The sequence below is a fragment of the Streptomyces sp. NPDC054786 genome (genome assembly GCF_053611685.1).
Genome location: NZ_JBSHAW010000001.1, coordinates 65,850 through 83,318 on the forward strand (window position 1 = coordinate 65,850; position 17,469 = coordinate 83,318).

A 17,469-nucleotide genomic window follows, 5' to 3' on the forward strand; every position below is an offset into this window, starting at 1 on the left:
TGCCGCCAACGGCTCAGTGCCGCCACCGTTTCACCGATGTCACCGGTCTCGCGGATGTCACAGCGTCCGTAGCAGCAGCGCGGGCTGTTCCACACAGTCGGCCACAAAGCGCAGGAAGCCTCCGGCGGTGCCGCCGTCACACACCCGGTGATCGAAGGTGAGCGAGAGCTGAACGACCTGCCGGACGGCCAACTCCCCCTCGTGCACCCAGGGTTTGGCGGCTATCCGGCCGACACCGAGCATCGCCGCCTCGGGGTGGTTGATGATCGGCGTGGAGCCGTCGACGCCGAAGACACCGTAGTTGTTGAGGGTGAAGGTGCCATGTGTCAGCTCGGCCAGGGAGAGCCCGCCGGCCCGGGCGGTCTCGGTGAGCCGGGCGATCTCGGCGGACAGCTCCTCGACCGTACGGGCATGGGCGTCGCGTACGACCGGCACGACCAGACCGCGGTCGGTCTGCGCCGCAAAGCCCAGATGGACGGCGGGCAGCCGGACGATCTCCTGAGCCTTGGTGTCGACGGTGGCGTTGAGCTGGGGGAACCGTGCGAGCGCCGCCATGGTGATCCGGGCCAGCAGCGCGAGCAGCGACACCTTGGGGACGCCCGGCACATTCATCGCCCTACGGGCGGCCAGGAGTTCGGTGGCATCGGCGTCCACCCAGCAGGTCGCCTCCGGGATCTCCCGACGGCTGCGGCTGAACTTCTCGGCGGCCGCACCGAGCATCCCCCTCAACGGGATCCGCTCCTCACCCGCCGCGCCACCGGCTCCCGTGGATCCGATGGTCCTCACGGCTCCGGCAGCGGTCGCGGCCCCCGCCACACCCGTCGCACCGGCGCCGACCACCCCTCGGACACCATTCACCCCGTGGGCACCAACCGAGGCGGCCGCCCCGGCACTACCCACCGACTCCTGCTCCTGCCGTGCCCGGACCGCGCACTCGACGTCCGTACGGAGAATCAGCCCATCCCGCCCGGACCCCGTCAACTCCCGCAGATCCAGCCCGTTTTCCCGCGCCATCCGACGCACCAGCGGGGAAATGACGGCCACCGTACGACTACCGGCATCCACGGCACCGGCCCCGGACGCCCCGTCCGCCCCAGCCGTCCTGGCCGACCCGTCCGCCCCCATGGCCCCGGCAGCCCCGGTGACGCCGACTGACCCAACAGCCGCCGCCCCCGCATCAGCCGCACCTGAGCCACCAGGCGCACCGTCGACCGCTCCAGCCCCGGACGAGCCGTTCACCACTCCTGCGGGCGGCCGCGGCACTCCCGCCACGGGTCCCGCCCCGCCCCCCGGCCGGATCCGGCGCCGCCGCGCCGCCGCCGCGCTCGTGCCGTACCCGACGAGCACATTCCCGGACCCGGCATCCGCCGGGCCCTCCGCGGCCGGACCGGAGGTCCCGGCGGAAGCCGGCGCCGAAGCCCCCGCATCGGGTGCACCACCTGTCACACCCGTCCCGGCGCCAGGCCCCGTCCCAGGGCCCGTCCCCGCCAGATCATCGGGCACGGCCCCCACCGCGACCGTCACCAGCGGCGCCCCCACCGGGACTTCTTCCCCCTCCTCACCGAAGCGGGCGGTCACCACGCCCCCATACGGGCACGGCACCTCCACCATCGCCTTGGCGGTCTCGACCTCCACCACCGGCTGGTCGATCGCCACCACCTCGCCGACCTCGACCATCCAGTGCACGATCGTCGCCTCGGTGAGGCCTTCCCCCAGGTCGGGCAGGGTGAATTCGCGGACCACGGCCATCACTCACCACGTCCCTCGGTCCAGTCCGACTCCCACTGGAGGCGGGCGACGGTGTCCAGAATCCGGTCCACGCCGGGCAGATGGTGCCGTTCCAGCATGGGCGGCGGATAGGGGATGTCGAAGCCGGAGACGCGCAGGACCGGCGCCTCCAGGTGGTGGAAGCAGCGCTCGGTGATCCGCGCGGAGATCTCACCGCCGGGACCGCCGAACCCGTTGGACTCATGGACGACCACGGCTCGTCCGGTCCGCCGCACCGACGCGCAGACCGTGTCGTCGTCGAACGGCATCAGCGAGCGCAGATCGACCACTTCGAGGTCCCAGCCCTCGGCGCGGGCGGCCTCGGCGGCCTCCATGCAGACCGGCAGCGACGGGCCGTAGGTGATCAGCGTGGCACTGCTGCCGCGGCGCCGGACCGCGGCCCGGCCCAAGGGGGCGACCTCGGTGGGCGCATCGGGCGACCAGTCGGCCTTGGACCAGTACAGGCGCTTGGGCTCCAGGAAGACGACCGGGTCGTCTGAGGCGATGGCGGCGCGCAGCAGCCCGTAGGCGTCCTCGACGGTCGCCGGGGTGACGACCTGGAGCCCGGGGGTGGCGAGGTAGTACGCCTCGGAGGAGTCGCTGTGGTGCTCGACCCCGCCGATGCCGCCGCCGTACGGGATGCGGATGGTCAGCGGCATCGTCAGCGCCCCGCGGGTGCGGTTGCGCATCCGGGCGACATGGCTGATCAGCTGCTCGAACGCCGGGTAGGCGAAGGCGTCGAACTGCATCTCGACGACCGGCCGCAGCCCATACATCGCCATGCCGACGGCGGTGCCCAGGATGCCGGCCTCGGCGAGCGCGGTGTCGGTGCAGCGGTCCTCGCCGAACTCCTTGGCGAGGCCGTCGGTCACCCGGAAGACGCCGCCCAGGGCGCCGACGTCCTCGCCCATGACATGGACGGACGGGTCGTCGGCCATGGCGTCGCGCAGCGCGCGGGTCAGCGCCTGCGCCATGGTGGCGGGCTTGCGCGCGGTCGCCGGAGCGATGGTCGTCATGGCCTGGCCTCCTCGGCGGAGCCGTCGGCGCCCGCTGCGTCCTCGGTGTGTCCGTCGGCCTCGGCGTCCAGCTCGGCGCGCAGCAGTGCGGCCTGGGCGCGCAGTTGGCTGGTCTGCTCGGCGAATACGTGGGTGAACAGGTCCATCGGGTCGAGCTCCGGGTCGGCGTTCATCCGCTCCCTGAGGTCGGCCGCCAGCTGCTCGGCGCCGTCCCGGGTGGCGGCGACGAATTCATCGGTCAGCAGATCGCGGGCCGCCAGCTCATGCTCCAGAAGGGCTATCGGGTCGTGGGCCCGCCAGGTCTCGACCTCGGCATCGCTGCGGTAGCGGGTGGCGTCGTCGGCGTTGGTGTGCGCCTCGATGCGATAGGTGACGGCCTCGATCAGGGTGGGGCCGCCGCCCCTGCGGGCCCGCTGCACGGCCTCGGTGAGCACCTCGTGCATGGCGGGCGCGTCATTGCCGTCGACCAGGCGGCCCGGCATGCCGTATCCGACCGCCTTGTGGGCGAGGGACGGCGCGGCGGTCTGCTTGGCGAGCGGCACGGAGATCGCGAAGCCGTTGTTCTGGACGAGGAAGACCACCGGCGCCTGCCAGACCGCCGCGAAGTTCAGCGCCTCGTGGAAGTCGCCCTCGCTCGTGCCGCCGTCGCCCACCATAGCCAGTGCCACCACCTCGTCGCCCTTGAGGCGCGCGGCGTGTGCCAGGCCCACGGCATGCGGGAGCTGGGTGGCGAGCGGGGTGCACAGGGGGGCGATGCGGTGCTCGTGCGGGTCGTATCCGTTGTGCCAGTCGCCGCGCAGCAGGGTCAGCGCCTGTACGGGGTCGAGGCCGCGGGCCACGGCGGCGAGGGTGTCGCGATAGCTGGGGAAGAGCCAGTCCCTGTCTTCGAGGGCCAGCGCCGCGGCGACCTCGCAGGCCTCCTGTCCCGTGGAGGACGGGTAGACCGCCAGGCGTCCCTGCCGGGTCAGGGCCGTGGCCTGGGCGTTGTACCGGCGGCCACGCACCAGCTGGGCGTAGAGCCGGGTCAGCAGTCCGGAGTCGAGCCGGGCCGCAGCGTCCGTACCCAGGAGGCGGTACGGCTCCTCGTCGGGCAGGAGGGGCGCGGGATCGGCGCGCGGCCGCCAGGCAGGCGGCGGGCCGGCCAGGCTGCTCTTGTTCCTGCTGCTGCCGGGCTGCTCAAGGACCGTCATGTCGAGCACCTCCTCGGATCGAAGGGGTGGCGCGGTGCGCCTCAGTGGGTGGTGGGCGGACGGCGGACGGGCAGGATGGAATCGGCCAGGGCGGGTACGCCCTGCCCTACCGATTGTTCGGTCGCCGATGCATTTTGGCTACAGGCGGGCTCAGCCTGTGGACAAACGGTTCTCCACAGCCTGAGATGAAGACAGGGCGTCCACCAAGGGGAGGCGGGACCATATGCCGGACGAACAGATGGCCAATTCCGGCGGGCAGCCGCCCGCGGCACCCGCCCCCGCGCCGCCCTCGCCGGCCGCACGCCCGCTGGACACCATCGACCGTTCGATCCTGCGCATGCTGCAGACCGACGGCAGGGCCTCGATACGCTCCGTGGCCGAGCGGGTGCATGTCTCGCGCGCCAATGCCTACGCCCGGATCAATCGGCTGATCGACGACGGGGTGATCCGCGGCTTCAGTGCCCTCATCGACCAGGAACGCGCAGGTCAGGGCGCCTCCGCATACATCACGCTGAAGATCGTGCAGAACTCCTGGCGGACCGTGCGCAAGCAGCTCACCACGCTGCCGGGGGCCACCCACATCGCGCTGGTCAGCGGTGATTTCGATGTGCTGCTACTGGTCCACACCAAGGACAACCGCGAGCTGCGGGAGCTGGTCCTCACCCGTATCCAGTCGATACCGGAAGTGCTGAGCACCCGCACCCTGCTGGTCTTCGAGGAGACCGACCTCGGGCCCGAGGAGGAGTGACCCGCTCCGGGCGGGGGAGCAAGCGCCCGCCGGGCGCAGACGCCTTTGGGGTGCCCGGATCGGACCTGCCCGGTCAAGGTGCACGCCGAACGGCGCTTGCGCAGATCAGGGCTTGCGCAGTCCCTCGAACGCCGTACGCACCACGGCCTCGGCGACCTCGTCACGGCTCACCGCGCCGCCGCGCCCAGGCCGGTACCACTCCACAATCGAGTTGATCATGCCGAAGAGCAGACGGGTGGCCAGCCGGATGTCCACGTCGTCCCGGAGGTCGCGGTCGGCGGCGGCCTGCTTGAGCAGATCGGAGACCTCGTGGTCGAACTCCCGGCGGCGCTCCATGGCCCACCGCTCGGTGTCCGTATTTCCCCGCACCCGCAACAGCAGTGTCACATAGGGGAGTTCATCCATCAGCACCTCGGCCACGCGCCGGGTGACGTGCTCCAGCCGTTCGATCGCCCGCCCCTGAAGGGCGCCCGGCTCCTCCAGCACACCGAACAGCCCGTCCAGGGCGCGGCTTATCGCGCGCCGCAGCAGCTCTTCCTTGCTGCGGACATGGTGGTAGATCGAGGACTTCGAGATGCCGGCCGCTTTGGAGAGGTGCTCCATGGACGTGCCGTCGTAGCCGCGCTCGATGAACACCTCGACGGCGACCGCGAGCAGCGAATCGGGCGTATAGGTGTCGCGCTTGGCCATGGTCATGATTAGAGCACCCATTCCTCGACGTCTGCACGGCGCCGCAGCGCCCACGACGGTGCGTAGCGCCCACCGGCGTTCTGGTGGTGCATCGAATTCAGCAGATCCCACACCCATGGGGCACCGAGCCGCTCGACCCACTCCATGGGGCCGCCGGGATAGTTCACGCCCAGCCGCATGGCCGTGTCGATGTCCTCAGGACTCGCGACCCCGCGGGCCGCGGCGTCCACGGCGAAGTCGATGATCATCGCGATGGTCCGGGCGACGATCATCCCCGGTACGTCCTCGATCACGCTGACCTGCTTGCCGAGCGCCTGGAACAGCCCGACCGCCTCCGCGAGGTCCTCCTCGGAGACCGCCGCCGAGGCCGCCAGGGCGATCCGGGTGGCCGCGCGGTAGTCCAGGGAGAGATCGAAGCGGATGTGTTTCCCGTAGACGCCGGACGTCGCCGGACGGCCGTTGGTCAGCGCCAGACAGGCCCCACCGGGCAGTCGGAGGAAACCCCCCGACTCCCCCTGCGTCCGGTCACGGGTGATCTTGATGCCCGCCTCCTCGATGAGCTCGCGCAGCACCACCGCGGGGCCGGGCAGTTTCGCGTGCAGACCGACGGACTCGGGCGCCGGGCAGGGCTCGGCGGTCCGCGGTTCGGGCCGGCGGGCGCCCTCGGAGTAGTCGAACCATCCCCGCCCTGCCTTGCGGCCGTGCAGCCCGGACTCGACCAGCCGGCGCTGCGCCAGGGAGGGGGTGAACTTCGGGTCCTGGAAGAACGCCCGCCACACGGAGTGGGTGACCGCCTCGTTCACGTCCTGCCCGATGAGGTCGGTCAGCTCGAAGGGCCCCATCTTGAAGCCGGCACCGTCGCGCAGCACCGCATCGATGGTGGCCGGGTCGGCCACCCGCTCCTCGTAGGCGCGCAGGGCTTCGGCGTAGAAGGGGCGGGCGATGCGGTTGACGAGGAAACCGGGGGTGTCCGTACAGCGCACCGGCTTCTTGCCCCAGGCCGCGGCGGTGTCGTACGCGGTGGTGGCAGCGGCCTCGTCGGTGGCGAAACCGCTGATCACCTCGACCAGGGGGAGCAGCGGCGCCGGGTTGAAGAAATGCATGCCCACACAGCGGCCGGGGTGGCGCAGTCCGCCCGCGACCGCGGTCACGGACAGTGAGGAGGTGTTGGTGGCCAGCAGGCAGTCCGCCGCCACGATGTCCTCCAGGGCGGTGAACAGCTCCTGCTTGGCGGGAAGTTGCTCCAGGATCGCCTCGATGACCAGTGCGGCGTCGGCCAGCTCCGCGGGGGCGGCGGCGGGGGAGAGGCGCGCGCGGGCGGCATCCCGCTCGTCCGACGGGATCCGGCCTTTTTCGACGAGCCGGTCCAGCCGCCGCGCGATCGCCTCGGCGGCCTGTCCGGCGCGCCCGGGAACGGTGTCGTAGAGACGTACCCGGTGGCCGGCGACCAGCGCCACCTGCGCGATGCCCTGCCCCATGGTGCCGGTGCCCACCACTGCCACGGTGCTGCTGGTTCCGATTGCCGTCATGCCAGCTGATCCTCCCCGACCGACTTTTCCACAGGCTGGTCGGGCCCTCTTGCCCCGACCGATCGTTCGGTTACTCTAACTCCGTTGCCCTGTCCACTCCCAGCCCTTATCCACTCTCCGCCCAGCTCGACGAGGAGTTGGTCATCGATGGCCGCCGAAATGACCGCAGCGCAGTTGATCGAGAAGCACCGCCCGACCCTCGACCAGGCGCTGGAGGCGATCCGCACCCGCGCGTACTGGTCCCCGCACCCCGAGCACCCGAAGGCCTACGGCGAGACCGCCGCGCCCGACGGCCTGGCCGCCTTCGAGGCGCTGCGCGGCCGGCGATTCGAGCTCGACCAGCCCGGCACGGACGAATGGACGGGCGAGGAAGTTTCGCCGTACGGCCTGAAGTTGGACATCGCCTATCCGCATCCGGACGTGGACGTGCTGCTCCCGGCCATGCGCGCCGCGCTCCCCGCCTGGCGGGACGCCGGCCCCGAGACGCGCGCGGCGGTGTGTCTGGAGATCCTGGCCCGGATCAGCGCGCGGACCCATGAGTTCGCGCAGGCCGTGATGCACACCAGCGGCCAGGCCTTCATGATGGCGTTCCAGGCGGGCGGCCCGCATGCCCAGGACCGCGGCCTGGAGGCGGTGGCGTATGCGTACGCCGAGCAGGCCCGCCTCCCGGGGCAGGCGCCGTGGTCCAAGCCGCAGGGCAAGCGCGACCCGCTCGAGCTGGCCAAGAGCTTCACGGCCGTGCCGCGCGGCGTCGCCCTGATGATCGGCTGTAACACCTTCCCGACGTGGAACGGCTATCCGGGCCTGTTCGCCTCTCTGGCGACCGGCAACCCGGTGCTGGTCAAGCCGCATCCGCGCGCCGTGCTGCCGCTGGCGCTGACCGTCAAGGTGGCCCGCGAGGTGCTCAGTGAGGCGGGTTTCCCCGCCGACCTGGTGTGCCTGGCCGTGGACAGGCCGGACGAGGGCCTGGCCAAGACGCTGGCCGTCCGCCCCGAGGTCCGCATCATCGACTACACCGGCTCGACCGCCTTCGGCGACTGGCTGGAGACGCACGCCCGGCAGGCGCAGGTCTTCACGGAGAAGGCCGGCGTCAACACCGTCGTCATCGAATCCACCGATGACTACAAGGGCATGCTCAGCAACCTCGCCTTCTCGCTGTCGCTCTACAGCGGCCAGATGTGCACCACCCCGCAGAATCTGCTGATCGCGCGCGACGGCATCACCACGGACGCCGGTCCGAAGTCGTACGACGAGGTGGTCAGCGATCTCGCGGGCGCGGTGAGCGGGCTGCTGGGCGACGATGCACGGGCCAACGCTCTGCTGGGCGCCATCGTCAATCCGCAGGTCAAGGAGCGGATCGACGCGGCTGCCGGGCTCGGCGAGGTGGCACTGGCCTCCCGTGAGGTGGCCAACCCCGAGTTCCCCGGGGCCACGGTCCGGACGCCGGTGATCGTCAAGCTCGACGGCGCCAAGCCGGACTCCGAGGCGGCCTATCTGTCGGAGTGCTTCGGCCCGGTGTCCTTCGCGGTGGCCGTCGATTCCGCGGCCGGCGCGGTGGATCTGCTGCGGCGCACGGTCCGCGAGAAGGGCGCCATGACGGTCGGCGCGTACACCACCTCCGCCGAGGTCGAGCAGCTGGTGGAGGAGGCCTGCCTGGAGGAGTGCGCCCAGCTGTCGCTGAATCTGACCGGCGGGGTCTATGTGAACCAGACCGCGGCGTTCTCGGACTTCCATGGCTCGGGCGGAAACCCGGCGGCCAATGCGGCGCTGTGCGACGGCGCCTTCGTGGCCAACCGCTTCCGGACGGTGGAGGTGCGACGGCCGGCGTGACGGATGCGGGCGCCGGGGCACGGGACGCTCTCCCGGGCCCCGCGCCGGGCGGCCGACGGGGCACGGGCTCCGTCAGAGGCCGTCCGGCCCCTCGATCCGCGCATGGCGACCGATCCAGGCATGCATCGCGATGGCGGCCGCGGCCCCCGCATTGATCGAGCGGGTCGAGCCGAACTGCGCGATCGAGCAGACCAGCGAGACATGCCGGCGCGCCTCCTCGGTCAGCCCCGGCCCCTCCTGGCCGAACAGCAGGACACAGCGCCGCGGCAGCTCGGTCGTCTCCAGCGGCACGGAACCGGGGAGATTGTCGATCCCGATGATCGGCAGCTCCTCGGCCGCCGCCCAGGCGGTGAGGTCCGCGGTGTCCGGGTGGTGACGGACGTGCTGATAGCGGTCGGTCACCATCGCGCCGCGGCGGTTCCAGCGGCGCTGCCCGACGATATGGATCTCCTTGGCCAGGAACGCATTCGCGGTCCGTACGACCGAGCCGATGTTGAAATCGTGGCCCCAGTTCTCGACGGCCACATGGAAGTCATGGCGGCGGGTGTCGAGGTCGGCGACGATCGCCTCGCGTGTCCAGTAGCGGTAGTGGTCGACGACATTGCGGCGGTCACCGTGCGCGAGCAGCTCGGGGTCCAGTCGGTCGTCCTGGGGCCAAGGCTCAGGATGCGGTCCGACGCCGATCTGGGTCCCGTACCCCTCGTCGTACTGGAGGGGCTCGACGGGGGCGGTTTTCTCGCTGCTCACCCCACGAGCGTATGGCCATCGCCGCCGTGCCCCGTACGGGCCTCCGGCTCACCGCCCTCGGCCCCGTCGGCCGGGCGCGCCTCACCGCCACGCGGGAAGAGCCGTTCGCGCAGGCCGGAGAGGCGCGCGGAGAGCCAGGTCAGGAAGTTCGTCGGCAGAAAAACCGCGTCCGCCGCGACCATCGCGAGCGAGAAGAAAGGCAGTCCGAGCAGGAACGCGATCGAGAGGTGCTCACAGATCATCGCGACCAGCAGCACATTCTTCAGCCGGCGGTTGAAGAGTGTGAATGGGAAGGCGACCTGCACGATCACCGTCCCGTAGGTGATCAGCATGATCATCACGCCGTTGCTGCCCAGCAGCTCGGACAGCGCCGGCCAGGGCGAGAAGTAGTCCAGGTGCATCGGGTAGTAGACCGCGGTGCCGTCCTGCCAGCGTGAGCCCTGGATCTTGTACCAGCCGGCCGTGGCGTAGATCAGACAGACCTCGATCACGATCACCAGCAGTGCGCCGTTGTGGGCGAGCTTGGCGAGGGTGTCCAGCACGATGCGCGGCTCGCCGGGCGCGTAGCGCTGCACCGCCCACCACAGGCCGTGCGCCAGCCACAGACCCCACAACACCAGGCTCCAGCCGATGTGCGGGAACGGGCCGCCCTCGGACCAGCCGAGGCCGTAGTTGCCGCCCAGCTGGGCGACGGCCAGCACGAGGCCGAGCACGGACCACAGGATGACGCCGGGCAGGTCGCGGGAGACGGCGGGGACGCCCTCGGCTCCCTCCCCACCGGAGGCGTACGCGGCGGCGGCCGCCCGCTTCGCCCGGCGTGCGTCCAGCGACCAGACCTGCCCGCACCGGGTCAGCACGAGATACATCGACATCAGGTGGATGACGTTGTCGCCGCCGTCCCCTATGAAGATGCTGCGGTTCTGGAGCGAGATCACGCCCACCATGAAGAGCACCGACATGGTGCGGGTGCGCCAGCCGAGCATTAGCAGCGCGCTGGCCACGACGGCCACGAGGTAGACGCACTCGAACCAGCCGCGGCTGTCGGACCAGGGGAGTACGGAGAAGGCGTGGTTGCCGGCCAGGAGCCGGCGCGCCATGTCCAGGTTCCAGGGGCTGTCAGGTCCGTAGAGCACCGCGCGGTGCGGCCACTCGCGCAGCAGGAACAGCAGCCACGTCGCCGAGAAGCCGATCCGGATCACGGCGGTCTGGTACGGGGCGAGTGCGCGGCTGGTGACCCGGCCGAAGCCGCGTCCGATGGCCCGCTCGATGCGGGTCTCCTGGTAGGGGGCGGGCTCCTCGGGCGTCCGTGGTGCCTGCGCTTGCTGCGGCACATCGGCCGGCTGCGTGGTGTGCGGATCCTGCTGTGCGCTCGGCGTCTGCTGAGGGTGGTGGGGCGTCGGTGACGTCACTGGTTGTTCGCCCCCTTGGGCAGGTCGTCGGCGGTGACCTGCCACCAGGGCAGCACGCGGTACACGGGCTTCTCGCTGATCTTCTCGGAGCTCCACGGCGGCGGGCGGACCGCCGTCGTCTGCGAGCGGACCTGGACCTGTTCGACCCGGCCGCCGCCCTCGGTCCACTCGCCGTCCATCCGGAGCATCACGATCCGCCGGATATAGCGCTCGGACAGCTCACCGCGCAGGCCGACGGGGCGGTTCTGCGCGTTGTGGGTGTTGAGGAAGAGCTCCCAGCCGCGGCGCAGCTGGTTCTGCTGGGTGTGGCTGGGCAGCGGGTTGTGGAGGATGGCCTGCCCGTCGCGGGCGGTCAGATCGGTCCAGCCGGTGGTCCGCGTGGCGCCGTCCTCGGCGCGGAGCTGTGCACGGACCTGCACCGCGATGTTCTGCTGGAGCGGATTGGGTGCGAACAGCTTCCAGTTCTGTTCGTACTCGGGGTAGACGTAGTCGCTGATCAGGGCGCCCTGCTGTTTGCTGAGCGTGTTCGACGGCGCGACATGCAAGAACATCATGGCGAGATGAATCGCGACGATGACCGCGATGGCACAGGCCGCCGCCCCTATGACGATCCGCGAGGGCAGCGAGAGCGCGGACAATGGCCGCGTTTCGTCCCCGTATGACTGCATTCCCGCCCCGTTCCCAGAAACCATGCGGCTGACTCCGCTTCGGAACCGTACCTACGCGGCCGCACCGGGCACACCCTTCCCCGGGTTATCCACAGGCTTGACACCCAGGGTCCGCCCACTCACCATTGAACCGAACGATCGGTCGGTCGGGAGCGAGGGGGCACCACATGACGACGATCGCGCCGGAAGAGACGGCTCGCGAGGCCGTATTCGACGCCACTGTGGCCGCGGACGAACGGATCGAGCCGCGGGACTGGATGCCGGACGCCTACCGCTCGACACTCGTGCGGCAGATCGCGCAGCACGCCCACTCCGAGATCATCGGCATGCAGCCGGAGGCCAACTGGATCACCCGCGCGCCGTCCCTGCGCCGCAAGGCGATCCTGATGGCGAAGGTGCAGGACGAAGCCGGCCACGGCCTGTATCTCTACAGCGCCGCCGAGACCCTGGGCACCGGCCGCGACGAACTGCTCGACAAGCTGCACTCCGGCCGCCAGAAGTACTCCTCGATCTTCAACTACCCCACCCTGACCTGGGCCGATGTCGGAGCCGTCGGCTGGCTGGTGGACGGCGCGGCGATCACCAACCAGGTCCCGCTGTGCCGGTGTTCGTACGGCCCCTACGCCCGCGCAATGGTCCGTGTCTGCAAGGAGGAGTCCTTCCACCAGCGACAGGGCTACGAACTCCTGCTGGCCCTCAGCCGCGGCAGCGAGGCACAGCACGCCATGGCGCAGGACGCGGTGGACCGCTGGTGGTGGCCGTCGTTGATGATGTTCGGCCCACCGGACGACGAGTCGTCGCACTCCGCGCAGTCCATGGCCTGGAAGATCAAGCGGCACTCCAACGACGAGCTGCGCCAGCGCTTCGTGGACATCTGCGTCCCCCAGGCCGAGGCCCTCGGGCTCACGCTCCCCGACCCGGACCTGACGTGGAACGACGAGCGCGGCCACTGGGACTTCGGCCCGATCGACTGGGCCGAGTTCCGCGAGGTCCTCAAGGGCAACGGCCCCTGCAACGAACAGCGGATCAGCCGCCGACGGCAGGCTCATGAGGAAGGCGCCTGGGTGCGCGAGGCAGCTGCCGCACACGCGGCCAAGCACGGGGAGGCCACCCGATGACGACATCACGCCCCACCGAAGCCCCCGCGGAGGCGGTCGCCCTGCCCGCCGACTGGCCCCTGTGGGAGGTCTTCGTCCGCAGCCGCCGCGGACTCTCCCACACCCACGCCGGCAGCCTGCATGCGCCGGACGCCGAGATGGCGCTGCGCAACGCCCGCGACCTCTACACCCGCCGCTCGGAAGGCGTCTCCCTCTGGGTAGTGCCCTCCGCGCAGATCACCGCCTCCTCGCCGGACGAGAAGGACACCTTCTTCGAGCCGGCCGGTGACAAGCCCTACCGCCACCCGACCTTCTACGAGATCCCGGACGGGGTGCATCACCTTTGATGAACGTCACCGCCACCCCGGCCCTGCCCCTCGGGGACGACGCCCTGATCCTCTCCCACCGCCTGGGCGAGTGGGCCGGCCACGCCCCGGTCCTGGAGGAGGAGGTCGCGCTGGCCAATATCGCGCTGGACCTGCTCGGTCAGGCCCGTGTGCTGCTCTCCCTGGCCGGTGACGAGGACGAGCTGGCCTATCTGCGCGAGGAGCGGCAGTTCCGCAGCCTCCAGCTCGTCGAGCAGCCCAACGGCGACTTCGCCCACACCATCGCCCGCCAGCTCTACTTCTCCACCTACCAGGAGCTGCTGTTCGGCCATCTCGCCACAGCCGAGAGCGAGTTGGCGCCGCTGGCCGCGAAGGCCGTCAAGGAGGTCGCCTACCACCGCGACCACGCCCATCAGTGGACGCTGCGCCTGGGCGACGGCACGGACGAGAGCCACGCCCGGATGCAACGCGCCCTGGACGCCCTCTGGCGCTTCACCGGTGAACTGTTCGAGCCGGTGGAAGGACTGGAAACGGTGCACTGGCCGGCCCTGCACGACAGCTGGACCGCACGCATCACCGCCACCCTGGAGCAAGCCACCCTCACCGTCCCCGAAGGCCCCCGGCACGGCGCCTGGGCGGCCGGCGCGGGCCGCCAGGGCCTGCACACCGAATCGTTCGGACGGCTGCTTGCCGAGATGCAGCACCTCCACCGCAGCCACCCGGGGGCGGCATGGTGACCACCACCGCCCTCGAAGAGGAACTGCTCGCGCTGGCGGGCTCCGTTCCCGACCCCGAGCTGCCGGTACTCACGCTCGCCGAACTGGGCGTGCTGCGCGGGGTCCAGCTGACGGCCCCCGGCCGGGTCGAGGTGCGGCTCACCCCCACCTACACCGGCTGCCCCGCCATCGAGACGATGTCGGCCGATATCGAGCAAGTGCTGCACGACCACGGGATACCCGAGGTCGAGGTCCGAACGGTCCTCAGCCCGCCGTGGACCACCGACGCGATCACCGCCGAGGGCCGCCGCAAGCTCGCCGAATTCGGTATCGCACCCCCGCGCCCCACGGGACCGGCCGGCGGACCGGTCGCCGTCGACCTCGCCATCCGCTGCCCGCACTGCGGATCGACCGACACCACCCTGCTGAGCCGGTTCTCCTCCACGGCGTGCAAGGCACTGCGCCGCTGTGAGTCCTGCCGCGAACCCTTCGACCACTTCAAGGAGTTGTGATGTTCCACCCGCTCCAGGTCCGGGAGATCGAGCGGCTCACGGATGACGCGGTGGCCGTCACCTTCGCGGTCCCGCCCGAGCTGCGCACGACCTTCCGGCACACCCCCGGACAGCACATCGCGCTGCGCAGATCCGTCGACGGCCAGGAGATCCGCCGTACGTACTCCATCTGCACCCCGGCCACCGGCCGGCCCGTCTTGCGGGTGGGCATCCGCCTCGTCGAGGACGGCGCCTTCTCGACCTACGCGCTCAAGGAACTGACCGTCGGCGACACGGTGGAAGTGATGGCCCCGGCGGGCCGGTTCACCCTCGAACCGCGCCCCGGACATTTCGTCGGAATCGTCGGCGGCAGCGGCATCACCCCCGTGCTGTCCATCGTCTCCACCCTGCTCGACCGGCAGCCGGACGCCCACTTCTGCCTCATCCGCAGCGACCGCACGGCGGCATCGACGATGTTTCTGGAGGAGGTGGCCGACCTCAAGGACCGCTATCCCCAGCGCTTCCAGCTCGTCCACACCCTCTCCCGGGAGGAACAACAAGCCGGCCTGCCCTCCGGCCGGCTGGACGAGCCCCGGCTCCGCTCCCTCCTGCCCGCGCTCCTGAAGATCGACTCCGTCGACGGCTGGTACCTCTGCGGCCCCTACGGCCTGGTCCAGGGCGCCGAACGCGCCCTCCGCGCTCTCAACGTCCCCCGCACCCGCATCCACGAAGAAATCTTCCACGTCGACAACGGCACCCCGACCGCCCCCGTCGCCGCCGTCCCCGCGCACAGCACCGTGACCGCCACCCTCGACGGCCGCTCCGGCACCTGGCCGGTCCACGACAGCGAGTCGCTGCTGGAGGCAGTCCTGCGCAACCGCGCAGACGCCCCGTACGCCTGCAAGGGCGGCGTCTGCGGCACCTGCCGCGCCTTCCTGGTCTCGGGCGAGATCCGTATGGACCGCAACTTCGCCCTGGAGTCCGACGAGGTCGACGCCGGGTACGTCCTGGCCTGCCAGTCCCACCCGGTCACGGAGAAGGTCGAGCTGGACTTCGACCGATAAAACGGATCCGGGCGGGTGCCCGGCTCCACGAGCAGGGCACCGACACCACACCGGTCGCCGCCCGGCTCCCGCCAGGTCCGGGACCACAGGCGGCCGGCTGCCGGTCGCCGAGCCGGACGAGCCGGCAGTGGAAGCCGAGTCGGTCCGACGGCTCTGGCCGCTGCCGGACGTGCCCGGTAGGCACCTCCACGGCCCAACTCCCTCCCCTTTCCACCGCTTCCGCCATTCCCAATTCCTGGAACCTGTTCTACCTTGACGCTTCGTCAGTTCGAGGCGCCGCGTGGGAGGACAGAGCCATGGACTTCACCTTCACCGAGGAGCAGCAGGCCGCCGTCGAAGCGGCCAGGGCCGTCTTCTCGGGGGTCGCTCCGGACACCGTGCCCAGCCCGGCGCTCACCCCTGGTGCGGTCGCCGACGACTTCGACCGCACACTGTGGCGCAAGCTCGCCGACGCCGACCTGCTGAGCCTGCCGATCGCGCCCGAGCACGGCGGCGCGGGCCTGGACCCGATCGCGCTCTGCCTCGTACTCCGCGAGTCGGCCAAGGTGCTGGCGCGGGTGCCACTGCTGGAGTCCGGCGCCGCCGCGCTCACCCTCCAGCGTTACGGGGCCGACGAGTTGTGTGCGGAAGTGCTCCCCCGGATTGCTGCCGGCGACCTCGTCGTGACCGTCGCCACCGCCGGCCGCACCGGCCACGAACCGGCCGAACTCGCCGTTGACGCACGCCAAGAGGGTGCCGACTGGATCTTCGACGGGGTCCAGACAGCCGTCCCCTGGGCCCAGACCGCGGACCGGATCCTGCTCCCCGCCCACACGCCCGAAGGCCACGCCGTACTCGCCCTCGTCCCCCGCACGCATCCGGGCATCACCCTCGACGACCAGGTATCCACGACCGGAGAGCGCCTCGCCGAGGTCCGGCTGGATTCCGTACGCCTCAGCACCCGGGAAACGATCACCGCCCCGGCCGCCTGGGAGTCGCTGCGCAATGTTCTGACCACCGGCACCTGTGCACTCGCCCTGGGCCTGGGCGAATGCGTCCTCGCCATGACCAGCGACTACACCGGCAAGCGCGAACAGTTCGGATTCCCGGTGGCCACCTTCCAGGCCGTCGCCGTCCAGGCCGCCGACCGTTTCATCGACCTACGCGCCATGGAGGCCACGCTCTGGCAGGCCGCCTGGCGCATCACCACCGACGCGGACGGCCCGCTACCGCCCGCCGGGGATGTCGCGGTCGCCAAGATCTGGGCCTCCGAGGGCGTACGCCGCGTCGTCCAGACCGCCCAGCATCTTCATGGCGGCTTCGGCGCCGACACCGACTACTCGCTGCACCGCTACCACGCCTGGGCCAAACAGCTGGAGCTCTCCCTCGGCCCCGCCGCCGCCCACGAGGAGGCCCTCGGCGACCTGCTCGCGGCACATCCGCTGCGCTGAGGCGGGAGCGGGGGGAAGGCACAGCGGGTGTCCGTTGCTGCGGCAACGGGTTTCAGGGGCTGCGTTGGCGACCGCTGCCTGCCCGGCCGCGCCAGGGGTCGGCAGTCGGCAGTCGGCAGTCGGCAGTCGGGCCGGATTCTGCGGACTCGGGACATCAGGAAGGTGGTCAGATCGTCCCGGTCGTAGATCAACCGCTGCGGGGCCTCCGTCGATCAACCAACGAGCCTCCGCCGACAGGCCGGGTCAGAGGGAGACGGACGGGGACGGACGCCTGATGACGACGACCACGGCCTTCCGACGACCTCCGACGCCCTTTGGACGGCAGCCCGACGAGCTACCGACACCGAGCAGCGCAACCCAGCCGTCCCGGCTCCCGGGCTCCCGGGCTCCCGGGCTCCCGGCTAGATGACCGCCCCCGAGCCACCCTTGCCATCCGACACAGGTCGACCGGCGGCCTCCCAGGCTTGCATGCCGCCCATGACGTTCACCGCGTCGATGCCCTGCTGCATCAGATACTGCGCCACCTGCGCCGAGCGCCCACCCACCCGGCACAGCACGTACACCTTGCCGTCCGCAGGGGCCGCTTCGGTCAACTCCCCGTAACGGGCCACGAATTCGCTCATCGGGATGTGCAACGCGCCCTCGGCGTGCCCCGCCTCCCACTCGTCGTCCTCACGCACGTCCAGGAGGAAGTCCCCCGACGTGAGAGCGTCGACACCGACCGTGGGCACAGAACCAAATTGCATGGTCC

General features: G+C 70.8%; 17 protein-coding genes. 8 read left to right on the forward strand and 9 right to left on the reverse strand.

Features of this window, described 5'->3' with window-relative positions:
- Positions 1–57: 57 nt before the first annotated feature.
- From ACWGI6_RS00280 to pdhA, 3 genes are read right to left on the reverse strand one after another with little or no spacing between them, the layout of a single operon-like run.
- Positions 58–1,749 carry a dihydrolipoamide acetyltransferase family protein gene (locus ACWGI6_RS00280; protein WP_453265428.1) on the reverse strand — a complete coding sequence of 564 codons (1,692 nt, stop codon included), beginning with the start codon at positions 1,747–1,749 and terminating at the stop codon, positions 58–60.
- A complete protein-coding gene (locus ACWGI6_RS00285) occupies positions 1,749–2,783 on the reverse strand; it encodes an alpha-ketoacid dehydrogenase subunit beta (RefSeq protein WP_393904347.1) in 1,035 nt (344 codons plus the stop codon). Before ACWGI6_RS00285 ends, ACWGI6_RS00280 begins: the two co-directional genes overlap by 1 nt.
- A complete protein-coding gene (gene pdhA, locus ACWGI6_RS00290) occupies positions 2,780–3,973 on the reverse strand; it encodes a pyruvate dehydrogenase (acetyl-transferring) E1 component subunit alpha (protein WP_453265429.1) in 1,194 nt (397 codons plus the stop codon). The genes ACWGI6_RS00285 and pdhA overlap by 4 nt, the downstream gene beginning before the upstream one ends.
- A 223-nt stretch (positions 3,974–4,196) precedes the next feature.
- Between pdhA and ACWGI6_RS00295 the strand changes: the two genes are divergently transcribed.
- Positions 4,197–4,721: an Lrp/AsnC family transcriptional regulator gene (locus ACWGI6_RS00295; RefSeq protein WP_453265430.1), complete on the forward strand. Its 525-nt coding sequence runs from the start codon at positions 4,197–4,199 to the stop codon at positions 4,719–4,721.
- Between the two features lie 105 nt (positions 4,722–4,826).
- Here ACWGI6_RS00295 and ACWGI6_RS00300 read toward each other — a convergent pair whose 3' ends face one another.
- A complete protein-coding gene (locus ACWGI6_RS00300) occupies positions 4,827–5,417 on the reverse strand; it encodes a TetR/AcrR family transcriptional regulator (RefSeq protein ID WP_453265431.1) in 591 nt (196 codons plus the stop codon).
- 2 nt (positions 5,418–5,419) lie between these two features.
- The gene (locus ACWGI6_RS00305) at positions 5,420–6,940 is read right to left on the reverse strand and encodes a 3-hydroxyacyl-CoA dehydrogenase (protein WP_453265432.1); all 1,521 of its coding nucleotides are present in this window, start codon (positions 6,938–6,940) and stop codon (positions 5,420–5,422) included.
- Between the two features lie 147 nt (positions 6,941–7,087).
- Between ACWGI6_RS00305 and paaN the strand changes: the two genes are divergently transcribed.
- On the forward strand, positions 7,088–8,770 hold the full coding sequence (gene paaN / locus ACWGI6_RS00310) for a phenylacetic acid degradation protein PaaN (RefSeq protein WP_453265433.1): 1,683 nt from the start codon (positions 7,088–7,090) through the stop codon (positions 8,768–8,770).
- A 72-nt stretch (positions 8,771–8,842) separates the two neighbouring features.
- Here the strand turns inward: paaN and ACWGI6_RS00315 are convergent, their stop codons facing one another.
- From ACWGI6_RS00315 to ACWGI6_RS00325, 3 genes are read right to left on the reverse strand one after another with little or no spacing between them, the layout of a single operon-like run.
- On the reverse strand, positions 8,843–9,517 hold the full coding sequence (locus tag ACWGI6_RS00315; RefSeq protein WP_393904341.1) for a TrmH family RNA methyltransferase: 675 nt from the start codon (positions 9,515–9,517) through the stop codon (positions 8,843–8,845).
- Positions 9,514–10,926 carry an HTTM domain-containing protein gene (locus ACWGI6_RS00320; protein ID WP_453265434.1) on the reverse strand — a complete coding sequence of 471 codons (1,413 nt, stop codon included), beginning with the start codon at positions 10,924–10,926 and terminating at the stop codon, positions 9,514–9,516. Before ACWGI6_RS00320 ends, ACWGI6_RS00315 begins: the two co-directional genes overlap by 4 nt.
- Positions 10,923–11,594: a DUF5819 family protein gene (locus ACWGI6_RS00325; protein ID WP_453265435.1), complete on the reverse strand. Its 672-nt coding sequence runs from the start codon at positions 11,592–11,594 to the stop codon at positions 10,923–10,925. The genes ACWGI6_RS00320 and ACWGI6_RS00325 overlap by 4 nt, the downstream gene beginning before the upstream one ends.
- A 167-nt stretch (positions 11,595–11,761) precedes the next feature.
- Here ACWGI6_RS00325 and paaA point away from each other — a divergent pair, with 167 nt between their 5' ends.
- The 6 genes from paaA (at position 11,762) to ACWGI6_RS00355 (ending at position 16,718) form a co-directional block, all read left to right on the forward strand.
- Positions 11,762–12,712 (forward strand): 1,2-phenylacetyl-CoA epoxidase subunit PaaA, encoded by a 951-nt coding sequence (paaA, locus tag ACWGI6_RS00330; RefSeq protein WP_453265436.1) that lies wholly within the window; start codon positions 11,762–11,764, stop codon positions 12,710–12,712.
- Entirely contained in the window at positions 12,709–13,038 is a 330-nt protein-coding gene (gene paaB, locus ACWGI6_RS00335; RefSeq protein WP_453265437.1) for a 1,2-phenylacetyl-CoA epoxidase subunit PaaB, read from the forward strand. Before paaA ends, paaB begins: the two co-directional genes overlap by 4 nt.
- Entirely contained in the window at positions 13,038–13,754 is a 717-nt protein-coding gene (gene paaC, locus ACWGI6_RS00340) for a 1,2-phenylacetyl-CoA epoxidase subunit PaaC (protein WP_453265438.1), read from the forward strand. Before paaB ends, paaC begins: the two co-directional genes overlap by 1 nt.
- Positions 13,748–14,245 carry a 1,2-phenylacetyl-CoA epoxidase subunit PaaD gene (paaD, locus tag ACWGI6_RS00345; RefSeq protein ID WP_453265439.1) on the forward strand — a complete coding sequence of 166 codons (498 nt, stop codon included), beginning with the start codon at positions 13,748–13,750 and terminating at the stop codon, positions 14,243–14,245. The genes paaC and paaD overlap by 7 nt, the downstream gene beginning before the upstream one ends.
- Positions 14,245–15,288, forward strand: coding sequence for a 1,2-phenylacetyl-CoA epoxidase subunit PaaE (paaE, locus tag ACWGI6_RS00350; protein WP_393904334.1), 1,044 nt, complete (start codon positions 14,245–14,247; stop codon positions 15,286–15,288). Before paaD ends, paaE begins: the two co-directional genes overlap by 1 nt.
- Before the next feature lie 296 nt (positions 15,289–15,584).
- Positions 15,585–16,718, forward strand: a complete 1,134-nt coding sequence (locus ACWGI6_RS00355) for an acyl-CoA dehydrogenase family protein (RefSeq protein WP_453265440.1) — start codon at positions 15,585–15,587, stop codon at positions 16,716–16,718.
- A gap of 401 nt (positions 16,719–17,119) precedes the next feature.
- Here the strand turns inward: ACWGI6_RS00355 and ACWGI6_RS00360 are convergent, their stop codons facing one another.
- Complete coding sequence (locus ACWGI6_RS00360) at positions 17,120–17,464, reverse strand: rhodanese-like domain-containing protein (RefSeq protein WP_453265441.1); 345 nt, start codon at positions 17,462–17,464, stop codon at positions 17,120–17,122.
- Positions 17,465–17,469: the final 5 nt, after the last annotated feature.